15 protein-coding genes are annotated in these 24,122 nt (G+C 72.8%); 11 read left to right on the top strand and 4 right to left on the bottom strand.

Annotated elements, in window-relative coordinates; translation table 11 throughout:
• Positions 1 to 143: 143 nt before the first annotated feature.
• From ACIRG6_RS28685 to ACIRG6_RS28675, 3 genes are all read right to left on the bottom strand, one after another.
• Positions 144 to 911, bottom strand: coding sequence for an enoyl-CoA hydratase/isomerase family protein (locus tag ACIRG6_RS28685; RefSeq protein WP_189234086.1), 768 nt, complete (start codon positions 909 to 911; stop codon positions 144 to 146).
• A gap of 172 nt (positions 912 to 1,083) precedes the next feature.
• Positions 1,084 to 2,343, bottom strand: coding sequence for a L,D-transpeptidase (locus ACIRG6_RS28680; RefSeq protein WP_403324982.1), 1,260 nt, complete (start codon positions 2,341 to 2,343; stop codon positions 1,084 to 1,086).
• Between the two features lie 144 nt (positions 2,344 to 2,487).
• Complete coding sequence (locus ACIRG6_RS28675) at positions 2,488 to 3,726, bottom strand: L,D-transpeptidase (protein ID WP_403324981.1); 1,239 nt, start codon at positions 3,724 to 3,726, stop codon at positions 2,488 to 2,490.
• A gap of 163 nt (positions 3,727 to 3,889) precedes the next feature.
• Between ACIRG6_RS28675 and glgX the strand changes: the two genes are divergently transcribed.
• From glgX to ACIRG6_RS28625, 10 genes are all read left to right on the top strand, one after another.
• Entirely contained in the window at positions 3,890 to 6,148 is a 2,259-nt protein-coding gene (gene glgX, locus ACIRG6_RS28670; RefSeq protein ID WP_403324980.1) for a glycogen debranching protein GlgX, read from the top strand.
• Between the two features lie 171 nt (positions 6,149 to 6,319).
• Positions 6,320 to 6,415, top strand: a complete 96-nt coding sequence (locus tag ACIRG6_RS28665) for a putative leader peptide (RefSeq protein WP_351141556.1) — start codon at positions 6,320 to 6,322, stop codon at positions 6,413 to 6,415.
• A gap of 51 nt (positions 6,416 to 6,466) precedes the next feature.
• Positions 6,467 to 7,867 carry a sulfatase family protein gene (locus ACIRG6_RS28660; RefSeq protein ID WP_364679743.1) on the top strand — a complete coding sequence of 467 codons (1,401 nt, stop codon included), beginning with the start codon at positions 6,467 to 6,469 and terminating at the stop codon, positions 7,865 to 7,867.
• 130 nt (positions 7,868 to 7,997) lie between these two features.
• Positions 7,998 to 9,953: an ABC transporter ATP-binding protein gene (locus ACIRG6_RS28655; protein ID WP_403324979.1), complete on the top strand. Its 1,956-nt coding sequence runs from the start codon at positions 7,998 to 8,000 to the stop codon at positions 9,951 to 9,953.
• Positions 9,950 to 11,818: an ABC transporter ATP-binding protein gene (locus ACIRG6_RS28650; protein ID WP_364679737.1), complete on the top strand. Its 1,869-nt coding sequence runs from the start codon at positions 9,950 to 9,952 to the stop codon at positions 11,816 to 11,818. Before ACIRG6_RS28655 ends, ACIRG6_RS28650 begins: the two co-directional genes overlap by 4 nt.
• On the top strand, positions 11,815 to 13,623 hold the full coding sequence (locus ACIRG6_RS28645) for an ABC transporter ATP-binding protein (protein ID WP_403324978.1): 1,809 nt from the start codon (positions 11,815 to 11,817) through the stop codon (positions 13,621 to 13,623). Before ACIRG6_RS28650 ends, ACIRG6_RS28645 begins: the two co-directional genes overlap by 4 nt.
• Positions 13,620 to 15,422, top strand: a complete 1,803-nt coding sequence (locus tag ACIRG6_RS28640) for an ABC transporter ATP-binding protein (RefSeq protein WP_403324977.1) — start codon at positions 13,620 to 13,622, stop codon at positions 15,420 to 15,422. Before ACIRG6_RS28645 ends, ACIRG6_RS28640 begins: the two co-directional genes overlap by 4 nt.
• Before the next feature lie 297 nt (positions 15,423 to 15,719).
• On the top strand, positions 15,720 to 17,747 hold the full coding sequence (locus ACIRG6_RS28635) for a M4 family metallopeptidase (RefSeq protein ID WP_403324976.1): 2,028 nt from the start codon (positions 15,720 to 15,722) through the stop codon (positions 17,745 to 17,747).
• A 327-nt stretch (positions 17,748 to 18,074) separates the two neighbouring features.
• Positions 18,075 to 19,724: a M4 family metallopeptidase gene (locus ACIRG6_RS28630; RefSeq protein WP_364679726.1), complete on the top strand. Its 1,650-nt coding sequence runs from the start codon at positions 18,075 to 18,077 to the stop codon at positions 19,722 to 19,724.
• An 81-nt stretch (positions 19,725 to 19,805) separates the two neighbouring features.
• Positions 19,806 to 20,315, top strand: coding sequence for a DUF1990 family protein (locus tag ACIRG6_RS28625; RefSeq protein WP_318214496.1), 510 nt, complete (start codon positions 19,806 to 19,808; stop codon positions 20,313 to 20,315).
• Positions 20,316 to 20,343: 28 nt separating this feature from the next.
• Here ACIRG6_RS28625 and ACIRG6_RS28620 read toward each other — a convergent pair whose 3' ends face one another.
• On the bottom strand, positions 20,344 to 22,962 hold the full coding sequence (locus tag ACIRG6_RS28620; protein ID WP_350722784.1) for a glycosyltransferase family 1 protein: 2,619 nt from the start codon (positions 22,960 to 22,962) through the stop codon (positions 20,344 to 20,346).
• A 453-nt stretch (positions 22,963 to 23,415) separates the two neighbouring features.
• On the opposite strand from ACIRG6_RS28620, the gene ACIRG6_RS28615 reads away from it, so the two are divergent.
• A partial coding sequence (locus ACIRG6_RS28615; protein ID WP_403324975.1) for a maltotransferase domain-containing protein occupies positions 23,416 to 24,122 on the top strand: 707 nt, incomplete at its 3' end.

Here is a 24,122-nt window from a genome sequence, read left to right as displayed (position 1 = left end):
GACCTGCGCGGACTGCTCGGCCGGAGACAAGCGGGGGACTCCCTCGACAAGGCGCGCTTAATGGTGCGTTAAGGCTGCCATAAACCGCCCCATCGAGGGACCCGGATCAGACATCACGTCAATGGTCCAAGGAGGAACCGGTGTCAGACGAACTTCGCCTTGCCGGGGCCCTCCTCCACGAAGCTGCGCATGCCGCGCTCGCGGTCCTCGGTGGCGAACAGGCCCGCGAACCAGTTCCGTTCGACGGCGAGGCCGGTCTCGATGTCCGTCTCCAGACCGGTGTCGATCGCCTCCTTCGCCGCGCGCAGCGCGATCGCGGGGCCCTTCGCGAGGCGGGCGGCCCAGGCGTGCGCCTGCTCGTAGACCTCGGCGGCGGGCACCACGCGGTCCGCCAGGCCGATCGTCAGCGCCTCGTCGGCCTTCACCTGGCGGCCGGTGAAGATCAGGTCCTTGGCCTTGGAGGGACCGACCAGCCGGGACAGGCGCTGGGTGCCGCCGGCTCCCGGGATCAGGCCGAGCAGGATCTCGGGCTGGCCGAACTTGGCGTTGTCCGCGGCGATGCGGAAGTCGGCGCAGAGGGCGAGTTCGCACCCGCCGCCCAGCGCGTACCCCGTCACGGCGGCGACGACCGGCTTGGGGATGCGGGCCACCGCGGTGAAGGAGTCCTGCAGGGCACGGGCGCGCAGGATCATCGCCGCGTGGTCCATCACCTGCATCTCCTTGATGTCCGCGCCCGCCGCGAACACCTTCTCGCCGCCGTAGATCACGACGGCGCGCACGTCCTCGCGCCGCGTGGCCTCCTCCGCGAGTTCCTTCAGCCGGTCCTGCGTGGCGACGTCCAGCGCGTTCATGGGCGGGCGGTCCAGGCGCAGCGTGCCGACGCCGTCCGCGACTTCGAGATGTACGGTCATGCACAGCAGGTTAACGGCGACTAACGACTGTCGTCGGTGCCGTCGCTCACACTCGGCCGGGGGTCTGCGGATTGCCGCCAGGCAGGCACAGTGCGGGGGCCAACGGCTGCGGCCCCGGTGCCGTACCTCGCATCGAGGACACCGGGGCCGCACGCGGGTTGCGCCGGGAGGCTCAGGCCTTCCACTGCTCCCAGGACATGTTCCAGCCGTTGAGGCCGTTGTCCGGGGCGATGGTCTCGTCGTTCGAGTTCTTGACGACCACCACGTCGCCGATGAGGGAGTTGTCGAAGAACCAGGCGGCCGGCGTCTTGCCGTCCCAGCCGCCCTGCACGTCGCGCAGGCCGACGCAGCCGTGGCTGGCGTTGCGGTTGCCGAAGGCGTCGCCGCCCCAGTAGTTGCCGTGGATGAAGGTGCCGGAGGTGGACAGGCGCATGGCGTGCGGGACGTCCTTGATGTCGTACTCGCCGCCGTAGCCGACCGTCTCGCCGTTCATGCGGGTCACGTCGAGCTTCTCGGTGATGACCATCTTGCCGTTCCAGGTCTCGTACCCGGGGGCGCCCGTGGTGACCGGGACGGTCCTGAGGACCTTGTCGTCCCGCACGACCTGCATCGTGAGCTTCTTGGCGTCCACGACGGAGACCTGCTTGCGGCCGACGGTGAAGGAGACGGTCTTGGTCTGCTTGCCGTAGACGCCCTCGCGGCCCTCGACGCCGTCCAGGGCGAGGTCGACGGTGACCTTGGTGCCGGCCTGCCAGTACTGCTCCGGGCGGAAGTCCAGGCGGTCGTTGCCGAACCAGTGGCCCTCGACCTCGACGGCCGGCTCGGTCTTGATGCGGATGGCCTTCTCGACGTCCTCGGGGTGGGTGATGCCCCGGCTGAAGCGGATCGAGAACGGCATCCCGACGCCGACCTTCGAGCCGTCCTCGGGAGTGAAGGTGCCGGTGAAGGTGTTCTTCGGCGTCAGCGTGGTGAAGCGGGAGTCCTCCGCCGCGGTGCGGCCCTCGGAGTCCTCGGCGACGGCGTGCACGGTGTACGCGGTGGAGGCGGCCAGGTGGGTGGACGGCGTCCAGGTGGCGCCGTCCCCGGATATCCTGCCCTCGACCGGGTCGCCCTCGGCGTCCTTGACCACGACCTCGGTCAGCTTGCCCTTGGCGGCGCCGACCTTGAGGGCGCCGCTGGTGTCGACGGCCTTCGCCCCGTTGGCCGGCGCGATGGTGACGACCGCCTCGGACTGCTTGCTCTGTGCCGCGGTGGCGTCCTTGGCGTTGCCGCCCTTGCCGTCCCCGGACCCCGAGTCCGCACCGCCTCCGCCGCACGCACCGACCGCCAGCAGCACGCCGAGCATCAGCGCCGGCAGCCCCCTGCCGGTCCTCCTGCCGCTCCGCCCCCGGATGCCGGCCGACGACGTCCCCGATATCGGACGCACGTTCACCTTGTCTCCCCTCGCCGGGCCTGGTCCGGCCCGCGCCCCAGTGCGCACACTCGCGCATCGGCGCATCGTAACCGCAGGCCAGGGACGTTGCGGCCAAGGGAATTGTCACTGTTCCGTACCGAGTTGGCGCCGTGCGGCCCCGCGTCACCGGACCTCGCTGCCCGCCTTCCACGCCGTCCAGCTCATGTTCCACCCGCCGAGGCCGTTGTCGGGGTCGACCTCCTTGTCCTTGCTGCGGACGACTTCGACGACGTCGCCGATCAGGCTGCGGTCGAAGAACCAGCCCGCCGGGGTGTCGGACCCGCCGCCCTTGACGTCGCGCAGGCCGACGCAGCCGTGGCTGACGTCGGCCCGGCCGAAGGTGTCGGCGGGCGCCCAGTAGTTGCCGTGCAGGAAGGTGCCGGAGCTGGTCAGGCGGATGGCGTGCGGCACGTCCGGGATGTCGTACTCGCCGCCGAAGCCGACCGTGCGGCTGTTCATGCGGGTCACGTCGAGCATCTCGGTGACCACCATCTTGCCGTTGTAGGTGGGCGTCGAGGGCGCCCCGGCGGTGATCGGCACGGTGGCCAGCAGGGTGCCGTCCCGGCGCACCTCCATGGTCCGCTCGACCGCGTCGACCAGTGAGACCTGGCTGCGGCCGACGGTGAAGGAGAACGTCTTGTGCTGGAGCCCGTAGACGCCGGGTGCGCCCTCCACGTCCCGCAGCTTCAGGGCGACGGTGACCTTCGTGCCGGGCTTCCAGTACTTCTTGGGCCGGAAGTCGAGGCGGTCCTTGCCGAACCAGTGGGGGCGGACGTCGGTGGCGGGCTTCGCGGTCACGGAGACGGCGCGCTCCACGGCGGCACGGTCGGTGATCTCCCGGTTGAACTCCAGCGAAACGATCATGCCGGTGCCGACGACCGAGCGGTTCTCGGGGGCGACGTACCCGATGAACCGTTCCTCGGGGACGTAGGTGGTGAAGGTGGTGTGCCGGGCGGAGCGGCGCCCGTGACCGTCCAGGGCCACGGCGTCGACGGTGTACTTCGCGGCGAGCGCGAGGCGGTCGCCGGCGGGCTTCCAGCTGAGACCGTCGGCGGAGATCCGGCCGGGGACCGGGGTCTCCTGCGCGTCCTGCGACTTGACGACCTTCACCGATTCCAGGCGCCCCTCGGGCACCCGCACCGACAGTTCCCTCTCCGGCCGCACCCCCTTGCTCGCGTCGTCCGGGGTGACGCGGATGACGTCCTCGGGAGCGGGCGGCTTGCCGAACACCTCCCCGTTGCCGGAGCCGATGCCGCTGCCGCCCGAGGTGCATCCGGCGGCTCCGGCCAGCAGTACTGCCCATGTCATGACGGCGGCCGGCGCGGCCCCCGCGCGCCGCGCGCGCCCATGTACGTGCCTCACACCCACCCGTAACGACCGGCCGGCCCTGGGGAAACGTGAGTGCGAGCCACGTGGTGGGCAGAACAGTGGGGAGGACGACGCGACGGGGAGCAGCGGTCGGGACACCGTGCGCCCATTTTCCCGTCACTGCGACGTCGTTCCACGAGCCGCAGGAGGCTGACAGGTGTCCAGCGCAGCCGAGCAGGAGGCGGTGGCCGGCAAGCGGGCCGCCGAGGACGGGCGCCCCGCCGTCGTGGTGAACGGCGCGCGGCGTGCCGCGCCGCCGCCCGCCCAGCCGGCCTGGCCGGGCACGCCGGTGCCGCTGGGCGCCCGCTTCCGGGCGGGTCCGGACGAGGCGGCGGGGACCAACTTCGCGCTGTGGGCGGGCGGGGCGGAGGCCGTCGAGCTGTGCCTGTTCGACGAGCGGGGTCCCGGCGGTGCGGAGCGGCGGGTGCGGCTGACCGAGCTGACGCACGAGATATGGCACGGCTTCGTGCCGGGCGTGCTGCCCGGGCAGCGCTACGGCTACCGGGTGCACGGCCGCTGGGACCCGTGGACCGGCGCCCGCTGGAACCCGGCGAAGCTGCTGCTCGACCCGTACGCCCGCGCGGTGGACGGCGAGTTCGGGCTGCCGCCCGAGGTGTACGGGCACGTCCGCGACTGGCCCGAGCAGCGTGTGGCGGACACCGTGCGCGACAACCGGGACTCGGCGCCGTACGTCCCCAAGGGCGTCGTTGTCCACGACGACGACGACTGGTCGGACGACCGCAGGCCCAAGACACCGTGGGCGGACTCCGTCATATACGAGCTCCACGTGCGCGGTTTCACCAAGCGGCACCCCGGCATCCCCGAGGAGCTGCGCGGCACGTACGCGGGTCTGGCGCACCCGGCGGCGACAGAGCACCTGGTGAAGCTGGGCGTGACCGCCGTCGAGCTGCTGCCGGTGCACCAGTTCGCGCACGAGGACCATCTGCTGAAGCGGGGCCTGAAGAACTACTGGGGCTACAACTCGATCGGCTACTTCGCCCCGCACGCCGCCTACGCCGCCTCCGGCACGACGGGACAGCAGGTCGGCGAGTTCAAGCGGATGGTGCGCGCCCTGCACGCGGCGGGCATCGAGGTCATCCTCGACGTGGTCTACAACCACACGGCCGAGGCCGGCGAGCTGGGCCCGATGCTGTCCCTGAAGGGCATCGACAACCGCGGCTACTACCGCCTCCAGCACGACGCCCGCCGCTACGCCGACTACACCGGCTGCGGCAACACCCTGCACGTCGTCCAGCCGCACGTCCTGCGCCTGATCACCGACTCGCTGCGGTACTGGGTGACGGAGATGGGCGTGGACGGCTTCCGTTTCGACCTGGCGGCGGCGCTGGCCCGCTCGATGCACGACGTCGACATGCTCTCCCCGTTCCTCGCGGTGATCGCGCAGGACCCGGTGCTGCGCCGGGTGAAGCTGATCGCCGAGCCGTGGGACGTCGGCTCGGGCGGCTACCAGGTGGGCGCGTTCCCGCCGCTGTGGACGGAGTGGAACGACCGCTACCGGGGCGCCGTACGCGACTTCTGGCGGCATGCCCTGCCGGACGTCCGGGAGATGGGCTACCGCCTGTCCGGCTCCAGCGACCTGTACGCCTGGGGCGGACGGCGGCCGTACGCGTCGGTCAACTTCGTCACCGCGCACGACGGGTTCACGCTGCGCGACCTGGTGTCGTACGAGCGCAAGCACAACGAGGCCAACGGCGAGGGCAACCGGGACGGCGCGGACGACAACCGGTCCTGGAACTGCGGCGCGGAGGGCGAGACGGACGACGAGGACGTCCGCGCGCTCCGGCGGCGCCAGTTGCGCAACCTGCTGACCACGCTGCTGCTGTCGACCGGTGTGCCGATGCTGGTCGCGGGCGACGAGATGGGACGCACCCAGCGCGGCAGCAACAACGCCTACTGCCAGGACAACGAGATCAGCTGGGTGGACTGGAGCCTGCTGGACGACCCGGACTGGCGGCCCCTGTTCGAGCTGACCTCCCGGCTGATCGCGCTGCGCCACCGGCACCCGGTGCTGCGCCGCCGCGCCTTCTTCTCCGGCCGGGCCCACTCCGCGGACGGCCTGCGCGACCTGGCCTGGTTCACCGCCCGGGGCACGGAGATGACGGAGGACGACTGGTACGCCCCCGCCGCCACCCTCGGCATGTACCTGTCCGGGCGGGACATCCCCGGCCGGGACGAGCGCGGCGAGCCGATCACCGACGACAGCTTCCTGGCCGTCCTGCACGCCGGCGGCCGGCCGGTGGACTTCGTGCTGCCGGCGGCGCCGTGGGCGGAGCGGTACGAGGTGGTCGTGGACACCGGCAGGGAGGAGCAGTCGCGGGCGCCGGGCGAGGAGTACGCGGCGGGGGCCCCGATCACGGTGCCGGGCCGGACGGTACTGCTGCTCAGGGCGGGCTGAGCCGGTCCGCCGAGGGCTCGGCCCGGTGGCCCGTCCCCTCCCGGGGCACGGCCGTGCGGATCTCGGCGTGCGCGGCGGCCGTGCCCGTGTGTTGCGGCTCCTTGTCGGCTTCGTGAACGCGTCGGCGATCTTCTTGACCGGGGACCGGCCCGGCTGACAGCGTCCCAGGTCATGAGGCCCACCGCCGCCCGCCGGTGCGTGCGCGCCGCGCTCGTGGCGCGGCGCCATGTCGACCTGTGCCGCCAGTCCAGCGCCGTCTGTCGCTGACCCGCGCCCCGCGCCTCTCCTTCTCCCTCTCTTCTCTCCCCTGGATCACGCATGCCCGAGATATCCCGTCGTGTCTTCGGTGGCCTGGTCGGCGGCGGGGCGGTGACGGCTGTCGCCGGTACGTCCGCCACCGCCTCGGCCGCTCCCGCCGAACGCCCGTTCCGGTCCCGTCCCGCCTCCGCCCGTCCGCGCAGACGCCCGAACATCCTGTTCATCCTCGGCGACGACCTCGGGTGGGCCGACCTGTCGTCGTACGGCGCCCCGCACATCCGGACACCGAACCTGGACCGGCTCGCCGCGCAGGGAGTGCGGTTCACCGACGCCTACTCCGGCTCGGCGACGTGCTCACCGACCCGGTTCAGCCTCTACACGGGCCGCTATCCGGGCCGCACGAAGGGCGGTCTCGCCGAGCCCATCGGCAATCGCACCCAGGGCCTGGACCCGAACCACCCGACCCTCGCCTCGCTGCTGAAGAAGGCCGGCTACGCGACCGCCCTGATCGGCAAGTGGCACTGCGGCTGGCTGCCGGACTACAGCCCCACCAAGTCGGGCTGGGACGAGTTCTTCGGCAACTTCGGCGGCGCCCTGGAGTACTTCTCCAAGCTGGGCCAGCTCGGCGACTACGACCTGTACGAGGGCGACGCCACCTACCAGGACCTGCGGTACTACACCACGGTCCTCACCGAGCGCGCCGTCGAGTACGTCGGCCGCGACCACGACAAGCCGTGGCTGCTCAACCTCAACTTCACCACCCCGCACTGGCCGTGGCTGACCGAGGACGACGCGGAGACCGGCGCGGAGATCGCCGCGAAGATCCGGTCGGGGAACGTGCTGGGCGCGCTGCTGCACAACGACGGCGGCTCGGTGGAGAAGTACCGGGAGATGGTCGAGAACCTGGACGCCTCGGTCGGCCGGGTGCTCGCCGCGCTGCGCCGCTCGGGCCAGGAGGAGAACACGCTCGTCGTCTTCGCCAGCGACAACGGCGGCGAGCGCTTCTCGTACCAGTGGCCGCTCAGCGGCGGCAAGTCCGAACTGCTGGAGGGCGGCATCCGGGTGCCGACCGTCCTGCGCTGGCCGGCCGGCGTCGACGCCCGCCAGGTCAGCCACGAGCCCGTCTGCTCCCCCGACTGGACGGCCACCCTGCTGGAGCTGGGCGGCGCCCGGCCGGACCCGGCGTACCCGCTCGACGGGCACAGCTTCGCCGGCTATCTGCTGCGGGGCGAGAAGGTGCCCGAGCGTGACCTGTTCTGGCGGGTGCGGGGCAACCGGGCGCTGCGGCGCGGCGACTGGAAGTACTACCGCGACGCGGACGGCCGGGACCACCTGTTCGACCTGGCGGCCGACGCCCGCGAGCAGGCCGACCTCGCCGCCGACCGGCCGGAGCTGCTGGCCGAGCTGAAGGCGGCCTGGGAGAAGGTGGACGGCACGCTGCTGCCGTACCCGGCGGGCTGACGCGGGGGTACGGCGCATCGGCCGGTGCGCCCGACGGCGCACCGGCCGGCCGGTCGGTGCCTCCGTACGACCCCCGGGGCGACGAAAACTCGGTGGGCACTGTCAGTGGTGAACCGTAGGCTCGCTGCTGATGTCCACGACACCTGCCCCCGCCCCGGACTCCGTCGGCAAGCGTTCCGCCGTACGTTCCCTGCTGCGGCTGTGGCCGTACGTCCGCCCCGTGCGGGCGCGGCTGTCCACCGCCGCGTTCGTCGCGATCCTCGCCTCCTGCGTGGGGCTGGTGATCCCGCTCGTCCTGAAGTGGATGGTGGACGGGCCGGTCGCCGACCGGGACCCGGCGGGCGTGTGGCTCGGCGCACTGTACCTGCTGCTCCTGGGACTGGCGGAGGCGCTGCTGTTCGGGCTGCGGCGCTGGCTGGTGGCCCGGCCGCTGGCGGGCGTCGAGGCGGGGATGCGGGCGGATCTGTACCGGCATCTGCAGCGGCTGCCGGTCGCCTTCCACGACCGGTGGGCCTCGGGCCAGCTGCTGTCGCGCGGGACGACGGATCTGATGCTGCTGCGCATGTTCCTGGCCTTCCCGCTGACGTTCCTCCTGGTCAACGGCGTCACGATCCTGGTCGGCGTGGGCATCATGCTGGTGCAGGACTGGACGCTGGGGCTGGTCGTCCTCGGGCCGGCCATCCCCGTGATGATCACCTGCGCGGTCTTCGAGAAGAAGTACTCGGAGGTGGCGCGGCGCGCGCAGGACCAGGTCGGGGACCTGACGACCGTGGTCGAGGAGAGCGTTCTCGGCATCCGCATCATCAAGGGCTTCGGGCGGCACCGCAGTCAGGCCCGCGCCTTCCACGAGCTGTCGCACACGCTGCGGGGGACGGAGCTGCGCAAGGCGCGGCTGCTGGCGGCGATCTGGGCGGTCATCGTGACGCTGCCGGAGCTGGCGATCGGTGCGGCGCTGGTGGTCGGGGCGGTGCAGGTGGCGGACGGGGCGTTGTCGGCAGGCACGCTGGTGGCGTTCCTGTCGACGGCGCTGGCGCTGCGGTGGCCGGTGGAGTCCATCGGGTTCCTGCTGGCGATGAGCCAGGAGGCGGCGACGGCCACGGACCGGTACTTCGAGGTGATGGACGCGGAGGTCGAGGCGCCGGGGGCTGTCGGTGGCCCTGCGTCGGTGCCGGGGGGCAAGGACCGCGGCCCGGCGCCACGGGGTGCCTCCCCCACGCTCGGCTGCGCTCGCGCGGGGGGACCCCCACGCGCGGGGGGATCCCCACCGCCCACCCGTGCCGCCCCTGGTCAGGCTCTGGGGGAGGCACGGCTGCCCGCAGCTGAGCGGGGTGGCGGAGGGCTGCGGTTCGAGGGGGTCCGGTTTCGCTATCCCGACGCGCCCCCCGATTCCCCGCCCCTCCTCGACCGGGTCGACCTGCACATCCGGCCCGGCGAGTCCATGGCCCTCGTCGGCGCCACCGGCAGCGGCAAGACCACGCTGACCGCGCTGATCCCCCGGCTGCACGAGGTGACCGAGGGACGGATCACGCTGGACGGCGAGGACATCGCCGCCCTGCCCCGCGAGGAGCTGCGCGCCCTGGTTGCCGTGGCCTTCGAGGAGCCCACGCTCTTCTCGGCGAGCGTCGGCGAGAACGTGCTGATGGGGGCCGGTGAGGACGCAGGCCCCGACGCCCTTGGGCGGGCGCTCGCCGTCGCGCAGGCCGACTTCGCGCACGCCCTGCCGCAGGGCACCGACACCCAGGTCGGCGAGCAGGGCCTCAGCCTGTCCGGCGGGCAGCGGCAGCGCCTCGCGCTCGCCCGGGCCGTGGTCGGGGGGCCGAGGTTCCTCGTCCTCGACGACCCGCTGTCCGCGCTGGACGTGCACACGGAGGCCGCCGTCGAGGCCGCCCTGCGCCGGGTTCTCGCGGACACCACCGCGCTGATCGTGGCGCACCGCCCCTCCACGGTCCTGCTCGCCGACCGGGTGGCCCTGCTGTCCCAGGGCCGGATCGCCGCCGTCGGCACCCACCACGAACTGCTGCGCACGAACGCCGAGTACGCCCATCTGATGTCCGGCGCGGGCGAACAGGAGGAAGACCGGCGATGACGGCCCCCATCACGTCCCCGCCCGCTCCCGGCGAGGCGGAGGATCCGCCCCGGTCCGGGGGCGCGGAGCGCACCGGCGACGACTTCGACCGCGACGTCCTGCCCAGCCCGCCGGGCGCCACCGCGGCCCTGCTGCGCTCGCTGCTGGCGCCCATGCGGGTCCGTGTCGCGGTCACGGTCCTGCTCCTGCTGCTCCAGCAGGCGGCCGTGCAGGCGGGACCGCTGCTGGTGGCGTACGCCATCGACCGTGCCGTGCCGGCCTTCCGCGACCACGACCACGGGCCGCTGATCGCGGTCGGTGCCGGATACCTGCTGTGCTCGCTGACCGCCGGCGCCCTGCAGTACGCGTTCATCGCCGCGTCCGCCCGCGTCAACCAGGACGTGCTGCTGGACCTGAGGGGCCGGATCTTCCGGCACGCGCAGGCGCTCAGCGTCGACTTCCACGAGCGCTACACGTCGGGGCGGCTCATCTCCCGCTCCACCACGGACGTCGAGTCGCTGCGGGAGCTGCTCAGCGAGGGGCTGCAGGAGCTGATCACGGTCATCCTGTCCTTCGTCTACATCTCGGTGATGCTGCTGTGGCTGGACCTCGGCCTCGGCGCGGTCGCGGTCGCCTCGTTCGTGCCGCTGTACGGGCTGGTGCGGATGTACCAGCGGCGCGCGGGGCGCGTGTACCGGCAGCGGTCCACGGCGATCGCGGCGGTGATCGTGAAGTTCGTGGAGACGATGAACGGCATCCGGCCGGTGCGCGCCTTCCGCCGGGAGGCCGCCAACGACGCCGACTTCGCCGTGCTGAACCGGCGTCACGAGCGCACCAACGGCAACGCGTTGCTGGAGATGGCCCGTTACGTCGTCGGCTCCCGGCTGGTCGCCAACACGGCCGTCGCGGGAATCGTGCTGTGGGGTGCCTACCGGGTCGCGGACGGCACGCTGGCGCTCGGTGTGCTGGCGGCGGCGGTGCTGTATCTGCGCCGGCTGTACGACCCGATCGACCGGCTCGGCATGTTCCTGAACTCCTACCAGTCGGCGGCGGCCTCGCTGGAGAAGATCGCCGGGCTGCTGGCCCAGACGCCGTCCGTGCCCGAGCCGGCCACGCCGAGGGAGCTGCCGCCGCCGGCGTCGGAGCACCCGGGACGCGAGGTCGTCTTCGACGGGGTCCGCTTCGGCTACCGCACCGGCGGTGAGGTGCTGCCCCGCTTCGACCTGACGATCCCGGCCGGGCAGACCGTCGCCGTGGTCGGCTCGACGGGCGCGGGCAAGTCGACGCTGGCCAAGCTGCTCGCCCGCTTCTACGACCCCTCCGACGGGCGGGTCCTGCTGGACGGCACCGACCTGCGCGACCTCGCCGTGCCCGAACTGCGGCGCGGGGTGGTGATGGTGACGCAGGAGGCGTTCCTGTTCTCCGGCACGGTCGCCGAGAACATCGCCATCGGGCGTCCGGAGGCGACGCGGGAGGAGATCGAGCGGGCCGCGAAGGCGATCGGCGCCCACGACTTCATCGCCGCGCTGCCCGACGGCTACGACACCGACGTCCGCAAGCGGGGCGGCCGGATCTCCGCCGGGCAGCGGCAACTGGTGGCGTTCGCGCGGGCGCTGCTCGCCGACCCGGCGGTGCTGATCCTGGACGAGGCGACCAGCTCGCTGGACGTCCCCGGTGAACGGGCGGTGCAGCGGGCCATGGCGACGGTGCTGAAGGGCCGTACGGCGGTGGTGATCGCGCACCGGCTGTCGACGGTGGAGATCGCCGACCGGGTGCTGGTGATGGAGCACGGCCGGATCGTGGAGGACGGCGCCCCGGCCGAACTGATCGCGGGAACGGGCCGGTTCGCGGACCTGCACCGGGCGTGGCGGGACAGTCTCGCGTGAGCGACGCCGGGGGGTGGCGGGCCGGCGGCACCTCGATCGACGCGTACGAGGATCCCGGCACGCCCGACCGCCGGGGCGGCTGGCGGTATCTGTGGTGGCTGGTCGGGCGGCAGTGGCGGCGCTGCGCGGCGGGGGCGGTGCTCGCCAGCGCCTGGATGGTGCTGCTGGCGGCGACGCCGTACCTGATGGCCCGGGCGGTCGACCACGGGCTGGAGCCGGGTGACCTGGGCGCGCTGGCGCTCTGGACGGGTGCGCTGGCCGCGGCGGGGGTGGTCAACGCCTGGCTGGGCATCCTGCGGCACCGCACGATGACGCGGATCCGGATGGACGCCAACTTCCGCACGGTCAAGGTCGTCGTCGGGCACGCGACGCGGCTCGGCGCTGCGCTGCGGCGGCAGGTGGGGACCGGCGAGGTCGTCACCATCGGGGTGGGCGACGTGCAGACGATCAGCCAGTCGCTGACGGCGGTCGGGCCCGGAGTCGGGGCGATCGTCGCGTACGCGGCGGTCGGTGGTCTGATGCTGTCGGTGTCGGCGCGGCTGGCCCTGGTGGTGCTGCTCGGCGTACCGGCCCTCGGAGTGCTGCTGGGGCCGCTGATGGGCCGGTTGCAGGGCCGGGAGACCGAGTACCGGGAGCGGCAGGGCGTGCTGACGGCGCGGATCGGCGACCTGGCGGGCGGGCTGCGGGTGCTGAACGGGCTGGGCGGCAAGAACCTGGTCGCGGACGCCTTCCGGCGGGACTCGGCGCGGCTGCGCGAGCAGGGGTACCGGGTCGGGGCGGTGACCAGCTGGATCCAGGCCATCGGGGTGGGGCTGCCGATGCTGTTCCTGGGGCTGGTGACCTGGCTGGGCGCCCGGCTGGCCGCGCGCGGGGAGATCAGCGTGGGCGAGCTGGTGTCGGTGTACGGCTATGTCGTGGCGCTGGGCTGGCCGGTGGCGTTCCTGATCGAGATGAGCCACCAGCTCAGCCGGGGCGTGGTGGCCGCCCGCCGCGTGGTCGCGTTCCTGCGGCTGGACCCCGAGCCGGACGAGGGCACGTGCGACGCCCCGGCGGAGCCGTCGGTGCTGTACGACCCGGCGTCCGGGGTGCGGGTGCCGCCGGGGCGGCTGACCGTGCTGGCCGGGGCCCGGCCGGCCGACGCGGCCGCCGTGATCGACCGCCTCGGCCGGTACGCCCCCTCCGACGTCACGTGGGGCGGCATCCCGCTGGCCGACATACCGCTGGCGCGGGTACGGGAGCGCGTCCTGGTGGCGGAGGCGGAGGCCGACCTGTTCGCGGGCACCCTGCGCGAGGTGATCGGCGCCGCCGGTTCGCGCTCGACGGGCGCGAGCGGTCACGGCGAGTCCGCGGACGCCCGACGCCCTGCCGGGGCGCACGCGGAGGCGCGCCTGGCCCGGGCCGTCGATGCGGCCGCCGCCGACGACATCGTCCGGGGTCTGCCCGAGGGGCTGGACACGGTCGTGGCCGCGCAGGGCCGCGATCTGTCGGGCGGCCAGCGGCAGCGGGTGCGGCTGGCGCGGGCCCTGGCGGCGGAGCCGGAGGTGCTGCTGGCCGTGGAGCCCACGTCGGCCCTGGACGCCCACACCGAGGCGGCGGTGGCGGACCGGCTGCGGGCGGCGCGCGCGGGCCGTACGACCGTGCTGGCCTGCACGTCGCCGCTGGTGCTCGGCCGGGCGGACGTCGTGCACTACCTCGTCGAGGGCAAGGTCGCGGCCAGCGGAAGCCACCGGGAACTGCTCGACGCCGAGCCGGGCTACCGGGAGCTGGTCGAGCGGGACGCCGAGGAAGAGGAGGCCGTGCGATGACCTCGCCGCAAGAGGGGACGCCGGGACAGCTCCCCGTCGCCGAGCGCGCCGCCGTGCGTCGGGCGATGGCCGGCCTGGTGCGCGCCGACGGGCGGGCGTTCGCCGCGCTGCTCGGCCTGAACGCGCTGGCGGCCCTGGCCGGGCTCGCCGGTCCGTGGCTGCTGGGCCGGATCGTCGACGAGGTGCGGGCCGGGGGCGGGGTGGACGCCGTGGACCGGATGGCGCCGGCCATCCTGGTGTGCTCGGCGGCCCAGTTGCTGCTGGCCCGCTGGGCCCGGTACGTGGGGCACCGCTTCGGTGAGCGGACGCTGGCCCGGGTGCGGGAGCGGTTCGTGGACCGGGCGCTGGGGCTGCCCGCGTCCGTGGTGGAACGGGCGGGCACCGGGGACCTGACGACGCGGGGCACGGCCGACGTGACCACCGTCGGCACCACGCTGCGCGACGCCGGACCGGACCTGCTGGTCAACGCCGTGCAGACGCTGTTCCTCACCGTCGCGCTGTTCGTGCTCTCCCCACCGCTCGGCGCCGTCGCGCTGGTGCTGCTGATGCCGATCCGGTGGGCGCTGCGCTGGTATCTGCGCCACGCCCGCGACGGCTATCTCGCCGAGGGGGCGGCCAATTCCGACGTCGCCGAGATCGTCGCCTCGACGGTGGCGGGCGCCCGCACGATCGAGGCCTTCCGGCTGGCCGGGCAGCGGGTCGAGGCGAGCCGCCGGGCGCTGGCCCGCTCGCGGCGCGCCCGGTTCCACACGCTGTATCTGCGCAGCGTGCTCTTCCCGGTGGTCGAGGTGTCGTACGTCGTGCCCGTGGCGGGCGTGCTGCTGACCGGCGGGCTCATGCACGCGCACGGGATGGTGAGCGTGGGCGCCGTGGTGGCCTGTGCGCTGTACCTCCAGCAGCTGACCGTGCCGCTCGACGAGGTGCTGATGCGGTTCGAGGAACTCCAGCGCAGCGGCGCCTCCTTCGCCCGGGTGGAGGGGCTCGCGCTGGCTCCGCGGGCCGCGGCGGACGACGCGGCGGTACCGGCGGACGACCGTGTCGACGTGTCCGGGGTGCGCTACTCGTACGACCGGGGCGGCGAGGTGCTGCGCGGCGTGGACCTCACTGTGCGGCCGGGTGAGCGGCTGGCCGTCGTCGGGCCGTCCGGGGCGGGCAAGACCACGCTGAGCCGGCTGCTCGCGGGGGTCGACGCGCCGGACGAGGGCTCGGTGACGGTGGGCGGGGTGCCGGTGGTCGCGCTCGCTCCGGAGCGGCTGCGCCGTCAGGTCGTGCTGGTCACCCAGGAGCACCACGTCTTCCTGGGCACGGTTCGCGACAATCTGCTCATCGCCGAACCGGACGCGACCGACGACGAGTTGTGGGCCGCCCTCCGCGCGGTCGGCGCCGAGGAGTGGGTGCGGGAGCTGCCGGACGGTCTGGGCACCGAGCTGGGCGGCGACGGCAGCCGCGCCGACGGCTCCCGGGCCCAGCAGCTCGCCCTCGCCCGGGTGGTACTGGCCGACCCGCACACGCTGATCCTGGACGAGGCCACCGCCCTGCTGGACCCGACCACGGCCCGGCACACCGAGCGCGCGCTCGCCGCCGTACTGGAAGGCCGTACGGTCATCGCCATCGCGCACCGGCTGCACACCGCGCACGACGCCGACCGCGTGGCCGTGATGGAGGACGGCCGGCTGACCGAACTCGGCACGCACGACGAGCTGGTGGCGGCCGGTGGAGCGTATGCGGCGCTGTGGAAGTCCTGGCACGGAGAGGCCCGGGAGGCGCCCTCCGCCGGCGGTTCGGCGACGGCCGGCTGACTGAGCGGGCGGTCAGTACGGGCCCCCACGGCAACCAATCCGTATATCGAACATGAACGCCCGGACAACGAACGATTTCCGGCCAAGTTGCTGACGCGGTCCTGACAAGGGTCGAGATCTCCTGCCACTCTTCCCACGGCCGCTCCACAGCGTCCCCACAGCTTCCTCATCAGCGCTGTGCCGCGGCCAGCTCCTTGCACGTGGTTTCTGCGTACCGCCTAGCTCTGCCCGGCCGGCTCACCCGCCGCCCGGTCTCCCCTGGCCGCGCGACCCGCGGCCGCGCAGAAGGAGTCAGTGTTGAGCAACAACACTCCCCACAGACGCACCTCCCACACCACGCACCGCCGCGCGGCGGGCGTCGCCCTCGCCGGTGTCGCCGCGCTGATCGCCACGGCCTTCCAGGCCGGCGGCGCCACCGCCGCCCCGCGGCCGGCCCCCGCGCCGGGCGCCGAGTCCGTCAAACTCACCCCGGCCCAGCGCGCGGAGCTGATCCGGGACGCCGACGCCACCAAGGCGGAGACGGCCGAGGACCTGGGTCTGGGCGCCAAGGAGAAGCTGGTCGTCCGGGACGTGGTCAAGGACCGCGACGGCACGCTGCACACCCGCTACGAGCGGACCTACGACGGGGTGCCCGTCCTCGGCGGCGACCTCGTCGTCACCACCGCCGCGTCCGGGAAGACCGAGCAGGTCGTGAAGGCCACGGCCAAGGCCATCAAGCCGGCCACCGTGACGCCGAAGATCACCGCCGCCAAGGCCGAGCAGCAGGCGGTCTCCGCCGCGAAGGCCGCCGGCGCCGGGCAGCCGGACGCCGACCGCGCCCCGCGCAAGGTGATCTGGGCGGGCAACGGCACGCCGGTCCTGGCGTACGAGACGGTCGTGGGCGGCCTCCAGGAGGACGGCACGCCGAACGAGCTGCACGTCGTCACCGACGCGGCCACCGGCGCCAAGCTGTACGAGTACCAGGCGATCCACGAGGGCACCGGCAACACCATGTACAGCGGCACGGTGACGCTGGGCACCGCGCAGTCCGGGTCGTCGTACACGCTGACCGACACGGCGCGCGGCAACCACAAGACGTACAACCTCAACCGCGGCACCTCCGGCACCGGCACGCTCTACTCCGGCTCCGACGACACGTGGGGCAACGGCAGCGCGTCCGACACGGAGACCGCCGCCGCCGACGCCCACTACGGCGCCGCGCTGACCTGGGACTACTACAAGAACGTCCAGGGCCGCTCCGGCATCCGCGGTGACGGCGTGGGCGCGTACTCCCGGGTCCACTACGGCAACAACTACGTCAACGCCTTCTGGTCGGACAGCTGCTTCTGCATGACGTACGGCGACGGTTCGGGCAACACCCACCCGCTGACGTCCATCGACGTGGCCGCGCACGAGATGACCCACGGCGTCACGTCCAACACCGCGGGCCTCAACTACAGCGGCGAGTCCGGCGGTCTGAACGAGGCCACCTCGGACATCTTCGGCTCCTCGGTCGAGTTCTACGCGAACAACTCCTCGGACGTCGGTGACTACCTCATCGGCGAGGAGATCGACATCAACGGGGACGGCAGCCCGCTGCGCTACATGGACAAGCCGAGCAAGGACGGCGCGTCCAAGGACTCCTGGTACTCCGGGCTCGGCGGGATCGACGTCCACTACTCGTCCGGACCGGCGAACCACTTCTTCTACCTGCTGAGCGAGGGCAGCGGCACCAAGACCATCAACGGTGTCACCTACAACTCGCCCACCTCGGACGGCCTTCCGGTCACCGGCATCGGCCGCGCCAAGGCGGAGAAGATCTGGTTCCGCGCGCTGACGACGAAGTTCACGTCGACCACCAACTACGCGGGCGCCCGCACCGGCACCCTCGCGGCGACCGGTGAGCTGTACGGCACCGACAGCGCCGAGTACAAGGCGGTCCAGGACGCGTGGGCGGGCATCAACGTCGGCTCGCGTTCGGGCGGCGGTGGCGGCGGCGGCACGACCGTCGAGAACACCGCCAACGTGAACATCCCCGACTACGGGTCCGCGGTGACCTCCTCGATCACGGTCTCCGGCCGCACCGGCAACGCGCCGAGCAACCTCCAGGTGGGCGTGGACATCGTGCACACCTGGCGCGGTGACCTGCAGATCGACCTGGTGGCCCCGGACGGGTCGACGTACCGCCTGAAGAACAGCGGCTACGACCCGGCGGCGGACGTGCACGAGACCTACATGGTCAACGCCTCGTCGGAAACGGCCAACGGCACCTGGAAGCTGCGCGTCCAGGACCTGGGTCCGGCGGACACCGGCTACATCGACGCCTGGCGCCTCACCTTCCCGTAGGCCCGCCGGCCCGTCCGCGGGTCCGCACCGTCCCACCACAGTCAGGGCGCCGTCCCCGGAGGTTCGACTCCCGGGGGCGGCGCCCTCCCCACGACCGCCCTCTTTTTGCCAAGCCCATACGCGGACGGGGTTGCGGTTTTGCCGAGGTCACACGGGTTCACGTTTCCGCAACATTCACCCGAACGTCGATTTCCGGCCAACATCATTCGACCCTCCTGACATGTACGCGGCACGGGTGCCACTCTTCCCTCACCCGCCGCACAACTTCGCAGTCAACGCCGGCCGGCCACCCCATGCCGACCGGACTCCCCCACCGAAGGAGCTTGTGTGTCCTCCCTCTTCGCTCGCCACAAGCGCAGCACTCTGGCCGTCGCCACCGCCGTCGCGGCCGGCGCCCTGCTCACCACCGGCCTGACCGCCGGCAGCGCCACCGCCGACACCTCCGCGCCGAGGGCCCTGCCGGGCGCCCCGGTGCTGCTGTCGGACTCCGCCCGCACCGCGCTCATCCAGGAGCAGCAGCACTCCGCCGCCGCGACGGCGCAGCAGATAGGCCTCGGCGCGCAGGAGAAGCTCGTCGTCAAGGACGTCGTCCGGGACGTCGACGGCACCGTCCACACCCGCTACGAGCGCACCTACGCGGGGCTGCCCGTCCTCGGCGGCGACCTCGTCGTGCACCAGGCGAAGTCCGGCGCGGCCCAGGGCGTGACCAGAGCGACGAACGCCGCCATCAAGGTCGCCACCGTGACGCCGAAGATCGCCGCGGCCAAGGCCGAGCAGCAGGCGCTGGTCGCCGCGAAGGACGCCGGGTCGTCCAAGACCGCGGCCGACTCCGCGCCCCGCAAGGTGATCTGGGCGGCCGACGGCAAGCCGGTCCTCGCCTACGAGACCGTCGTCGGCGGCCTCCAGGACGACGGCACGCCCAACGAGCTGCACGTCATCACCGACGCCGCCACCGGCGCCAAGCTGCACGAGTACCAGGGCATCGAGACGGGCTCGGGCAAGAGCCTGTACTCGGGCACGGTCACCCTCGGCACCTACCAGTCGGGCACGACGTACCAGCTGTACGACACGGGACGCGGCGGCCACAAGACGTACAACCTGGCCCGCAAGACCTCCGGCACCGGCACCCTGTTCACCGACGCCGACGACGTGTGGGGCACCGGCACCGCCTCCAGCTCCTCCACCGACCAGACGGCCGCCGTGGACGCCGCCTACGGCGCGCAGGTCACCTGGGACTTCTACAAGAACACCTTCGGCCGCAACGGCATCAAGAACGACGGCAAGGCCGCCTACTCCCGGGTCCACTACGGCAACCAGTACGTCAACGCCTTCTGGTCCGACAGCTGCTTCTGCATGACCTACGGCGACGGCTACGGCAACACCAGCCCGCTGACCTCGCTGGACGTGGCCGGACACGAGATGAGCCACGGCGTCACCTCCAACACCGCCGGCCTCAACTACAGCGGCGAGTCCGGCGGCCTCAACGAGGCGACCAGCGACATCTTCGGCACCGGCGTGGAGTACTACGCGGCCAACTCCGCCGACAAGGGCGACTACCTCATCGGCGAGAAGATCAACATCAACGGCGACGGCACCCCGCTGCGCTACATGGACAAGCCCAGCAAGGACGGCGCGTCCAAGGACTACTGGTCCTCCACCCTCGGCAGCGTCGACGTGCACTACTCGTCGGGCCCGGCCAACCACTTCTTCTTCCTGCTCGCCGAGGGCAGCGGAGCGAAGACCGTCGACGGGGTCAGCTACAACTCCCCGACGTACAACGGCTCCACCGTCACCGGCATCGGCCGCGCCAAGGCGCTGCAGATCTGGTACAAGGCGCTGACCACGTACATGACGTCGACGACCAACTACAAGGCCGCCCGCACGGCGACCCTGAACGCGGCCTCGGCCCTGTACGGCTCGACCAGCACCGAGTACAAGGCGGTGGCCGCGGCCTGGACCGCGATCAACGTGAGCTGACCGGCACCGGCACGAGCACCGGCACCCACGGGCGGCACCCGGAACCACTGGTTCCCGGGTGCCGCCCTACCCTTGGTGCCCATGTCCTTCACGTACGACGACGTCGGCGCCACCCGCGAGCAGGGCCACTGCCCGCCCGGCTTCCGCCCCATGCACGTACGCACGCGCCTCGGGGAGGGGGAGCCGGTGTTCCGGCGGGCGGCCGAGGCCGTGCTCACCTGGGAGATGCACCGGGCGATGGGCGTCGGCATCGACGCGAGCGCGGACCGTGCCGCACCCGGCGTCGACGTCACCGTCACCCTCGCCGGGATGATCAAGGCGCCCTGCCGGGTGGTGTGGACGCTGGAGGAGCACCGCCGGGCCGGCTGGGCGTACGGCACCCTGCCCGGCCATCCCGAGTCCGGCGAGGAGGCCTTCGTCGTGGACCGCACCGGCGACGGCACGGTCTGGCTGACCGTGACCGCCTTCAGCCGCCCGGCCAAGTGGTACGCGAAGGCCGGCGGACCGGCGACCCGCGGTTTCCAGCACGCCTACGCCCGCCGCTGCGGCACCGTCCTGCGGCGGCTGAGCGGCGGCGAGGACGAGGACTGAGCCCCGCCCCCGCCGCCGCCCCGGGCGCTCACCTCATCAGCAGTCCCGCCGCCTCCCCCAGCTCGTCCGACGGCACCGCGACCAGCCCCGCCTCCGCACCGGACGCCAGCAGCCGGTGCGCGGGCAGGATGCGGACCGTGTAGCCGAAGGGGCCGGTGCGGTCCAGGGCGAGCGGGCCCTCGTACACCCAGCGGCCCTCCAGGTCGGGGCCGCCCACCGGTTTCAGCGGCACGGTCGCCGCGTCCGTGATGCGGTCCTCGGAGTCCACCCGGCCGGACACCGCCTGGACTTCCACGTCGTCCGGGGCGAGGTCGCCGAGGTTCACCCGCACCCGCAGGCCGAGCGTCGTGCCGAGCTCCGCCGTGGCGGCCGGCGCGGACGTCTCGACGTGGTCGACACTCACGCCGGGCCAGGCCGCCCGCAGCCGGGTCTTCCACTCGGCGAGCTCCCGGGCGGAGTCCGGGTCCATCGCGCGGTGCGCCTCGGCCGCCGGGGCGTACAGCCGCTCGACGTACTCCCTGACCATGCGGCCGGCCAGCACCTTCGGGCCGAGCAGGCTCAGGGTCCTGCGGACCATCTCGATCCACCGGTCGGGCAGCCCGCTCGCGCCCCGCTCGTAGAAGCGGGGGGTGATCCGCTGCTCCAGCAGGTCGTAGAGGGCGGCGGCCTCTATGGCGTCGCGCCGGTCGGCGTCGGTTCCCGCACCGTCGGCGGTGGGGATCGCCCAGCCGAAGTCCGGCCGGTACCACTCGTCCCACCAGCCGTCCAGCACCGACAGGTTGAGGCAGCCGTTGAGCGCCGCCTTCATGCCGCTGGTCCCGCACGCCTCCAGGGGCCGCAGCGGGTTGTTCAGCCAGATGTCGCACCCCGGGTAGAGCTTCTGCGCCATCGCCATGCCGTAGTCGGGCAGGAAGACGATGCGGTGCCGCACCCGCGGGTCGTCCGCGAACCGCACCAGCTCCTGCACCAGCCGCTTGCCTCCGTCGTCCGCCGGGTGCGCCTTGCCGGCGACGACGATCTGGATCGGCCGCTCGGGATGCAGCAGCAGCTCCATCAGCCGGTCCCGGTCGCGCAGCATCAGCGTGAGGCGCTTGTACGACGGGACGCGCCGCGCGAACCCGATGGTGAGCACGTCCGGGTCGAGGACGTCGTCGATCCAGCCCAGCTCGGCCGTCCCCGCGCCGCGCTGCCGCCAGGAGGCGCGCAGCCGCTCGCGCACCTCGGTCACCAGCTGCTCGCGCAGGGTGCGGCGCAGCTCCCAGATCTCCTGGTCGGGGATGTCGGCGACGGAGTCCCAGCGGTCCGAGCCGCCGACGGTCAGGGCGTCCTCGGCGCGCTGCACGCCGATCTGCCGGGCGCCGAGCCGGAACACCTCGGGCGCGACCCAGGTCGGGGCGTGCACGCCGTTGGTGACGGAGGTGATCGGCACCTCCTCGGCGTCGAAGCCGGGCCACAGTCCGGAGAACATCTCCCGGCTGACGCCGCCGTGCAGCAGCGAGACGCCGTTGGCGCGCTGGGCCAGGCGCAGGCCCATCACGGCCATGTTGAACAGGTTGGGCTCGCCGCCGGGGTAGGTCTCCATGCCGAGCCGCAGGACGCGCTCGACGTCGATGCGCGGGAGTTCGGAGCCGGGGCCGAAGTGGCGGGCGACCAGTTCGCGGTCGAAGCGGTCGATGCCGGCCGGGACGGGCGTGTGCGTGGTGAAGACGGTGCCCGCCCGGACCGCCTCCAGGGCGGAGTCGAACTCCATTCCCTGGTCGCAGAGTTCGGCGATGCGCTCCAGGCCGAGGAACCCGGCGTGGCCCTCGTTGGTGTGGAACACCTCCGGTTCGGCGTGGCCGGTGAGCCGGCAGTACGTCCGTACCGCCCGGACACCTCCTATGCCGAGCAGCATCTCCTGGAGGAGGCGGTGTTCGCTGCCGCCGCCGTAGAGCCGGTCGGTGACGCCGCGTTCGCCGAGGTCGTTCTCCTCGACGTCCGAGTCGAGGAGCAGCAGCGGCACCCGGCCGACCTGGGCCAGCCAGATCCGGGCCCGCAGCTCCCGGCCGCCGGGCAGGGCGAGGGCGACACGGGCGGGGGTGCCGTCGGGCTCCTTGAGCAGGGCCAGCGGCAGCTCGTGGGGATCGAGGACGGGATAGTGCTCCTGCTGCCAGCCGTCCCGGGACAGGGACTGCCGGAAGTAGCCGTGCCGGTAGAGCAGGCCGACCCCGATGAGCGGCACCCCGAGGTCGCTGGCCGCCTTCAGGTGGTCGCCGGCCAGGATGCCGAGACCCCCGGAGTACTGGGGCAGGGCGGCGGTGATGCCGAACTCGGGTGAGAAGTAGGCGACGGCGGCGGGCAGTCGGCCCGGCTGGACCTGGTACCAGCGGTCGCCGGTCATGTAGTGGTCGAGGTCGTCGGCCACCGCGGCCAGCCGGCGCAGGAACCGGCGGTCCTCGGCCAGCTCCGCCAGGCGTGCGGGCGGAACGGTGCCGAGCAGCCGCACCGGATCGCGGCCGGACTCGGCCCAGCACCCGGGGTCGACGGACTGGAAGAGGTCGCGGGTCTCCGCGTGCCAGGACCAGCGCAGATTGCGGGCCAGATCGCTGAGGGGCCTCAGGGGGTCGGGGAGAACGGGACGGACGGTCAGTCGACGGATCGCCTTCACACTCCACCTCTGCGCGTTCGCTCGATTGGACGGGGTGTGTGTTACCTCGTCGCTTATGACGTTACCGGCGTTGCTCCGTCCCCCGCTGGGAGCTTCGCCCCGTGACCCCCCGATCGGCTTGAACGGCCTCGCCCCCGAACACCGGACGGGCTGACGCGTACCGGCGTGTCGATATGGCCGGATCTTTCCCCATCGGCCTTCTTGTGACATGTCGCCCCGCACGAAAAGCTGCACATGTCGCGGAGGCACTGATTGCGGGAGCGGCGCGCGGGAAGGCGTTCGAACGGGACCCGCCGCATGTGTCGACATACGCGCGAGTAGTTAACAAAGTGCCGGATTGCCCACCCGAACAGCAGGGGAAGGCTCCTGCGGTACACCCCACAAGGCACACCCCCGCAGGCCCACCTCCCCAGAGTCATCCGCCCACCCTCGTTGACGCGGACAGGAGCGGTCATGCCCGCCACGCACCACTCGTCATCCCCCACCGCACCCGGCACCGGAGCGGTCCCCGTGCACCCGGCCGAGGCCGGCCCGCCGGCCCCGGAACCACCCTCGGCCGAGGATTCCCCCGTCGTCGGGCGCATCCCCGTCCTCGACGTGCGCCCCGTCGTCCGGCAAGGACGCCGGCCCGCCAAGGCCGTGACCGGCGAGGCGTTCGAGATATCGGCCACCGTGTTCCGGGAGGGGCACGACGCGGTGGCGGCCAACGTCGTCCTCAGGGATCCACGGGGCCGGCCGGGTCCGTGGACGCCGATGCGGGAGCTGGCCCCGGGCACCGACCGCTGGGGGGCCACGGTGAGCGCCGGGGAGCCCGGCCTGTGGTCGTACACCGTCGAGGCGTGGGGTGATCCGGTCACCACCTGGCGGCACCACGCGCAGATCAAGATCCCGGCCGGCATCGACACGGAGCTCGTCCTGGAGGAGGGCGCGCGGCTGTACGAGCGCGCCGCGGCGGACGTGCCGGAGAGCCGGGGGCGCACCCAGCTCCTCGCCGCCGTCGACGCGCTGCGGGACGACACACGCCCGGCCGCGTCCCGGCTGGCGGCGGCGTTGACGCCGGAGGTCGACGCGGTGCTGGCCCGGCATCCGCTGCGGGAACTGGTCACCACCTCCGACCCGCTGCCCCTGCTGGTGGAGCGGGAACGCGCCCTGTACGGGTC

The organism is Streptomyces flaveolus (assembly GCF_044765825.1).
Classification (GTDB): domain Bacteria; phylum Actinomycetota; class Actinomycetes; order Streptomycetales; family Streptomycetaceae; genus Streptomyces; species Streptomyces flaveolus.
The sequence above is the reverse complement of the archived record's forward strand: the minus strand, read 5'-3'. Positions and strand labels throughout refer to the sequence as shown.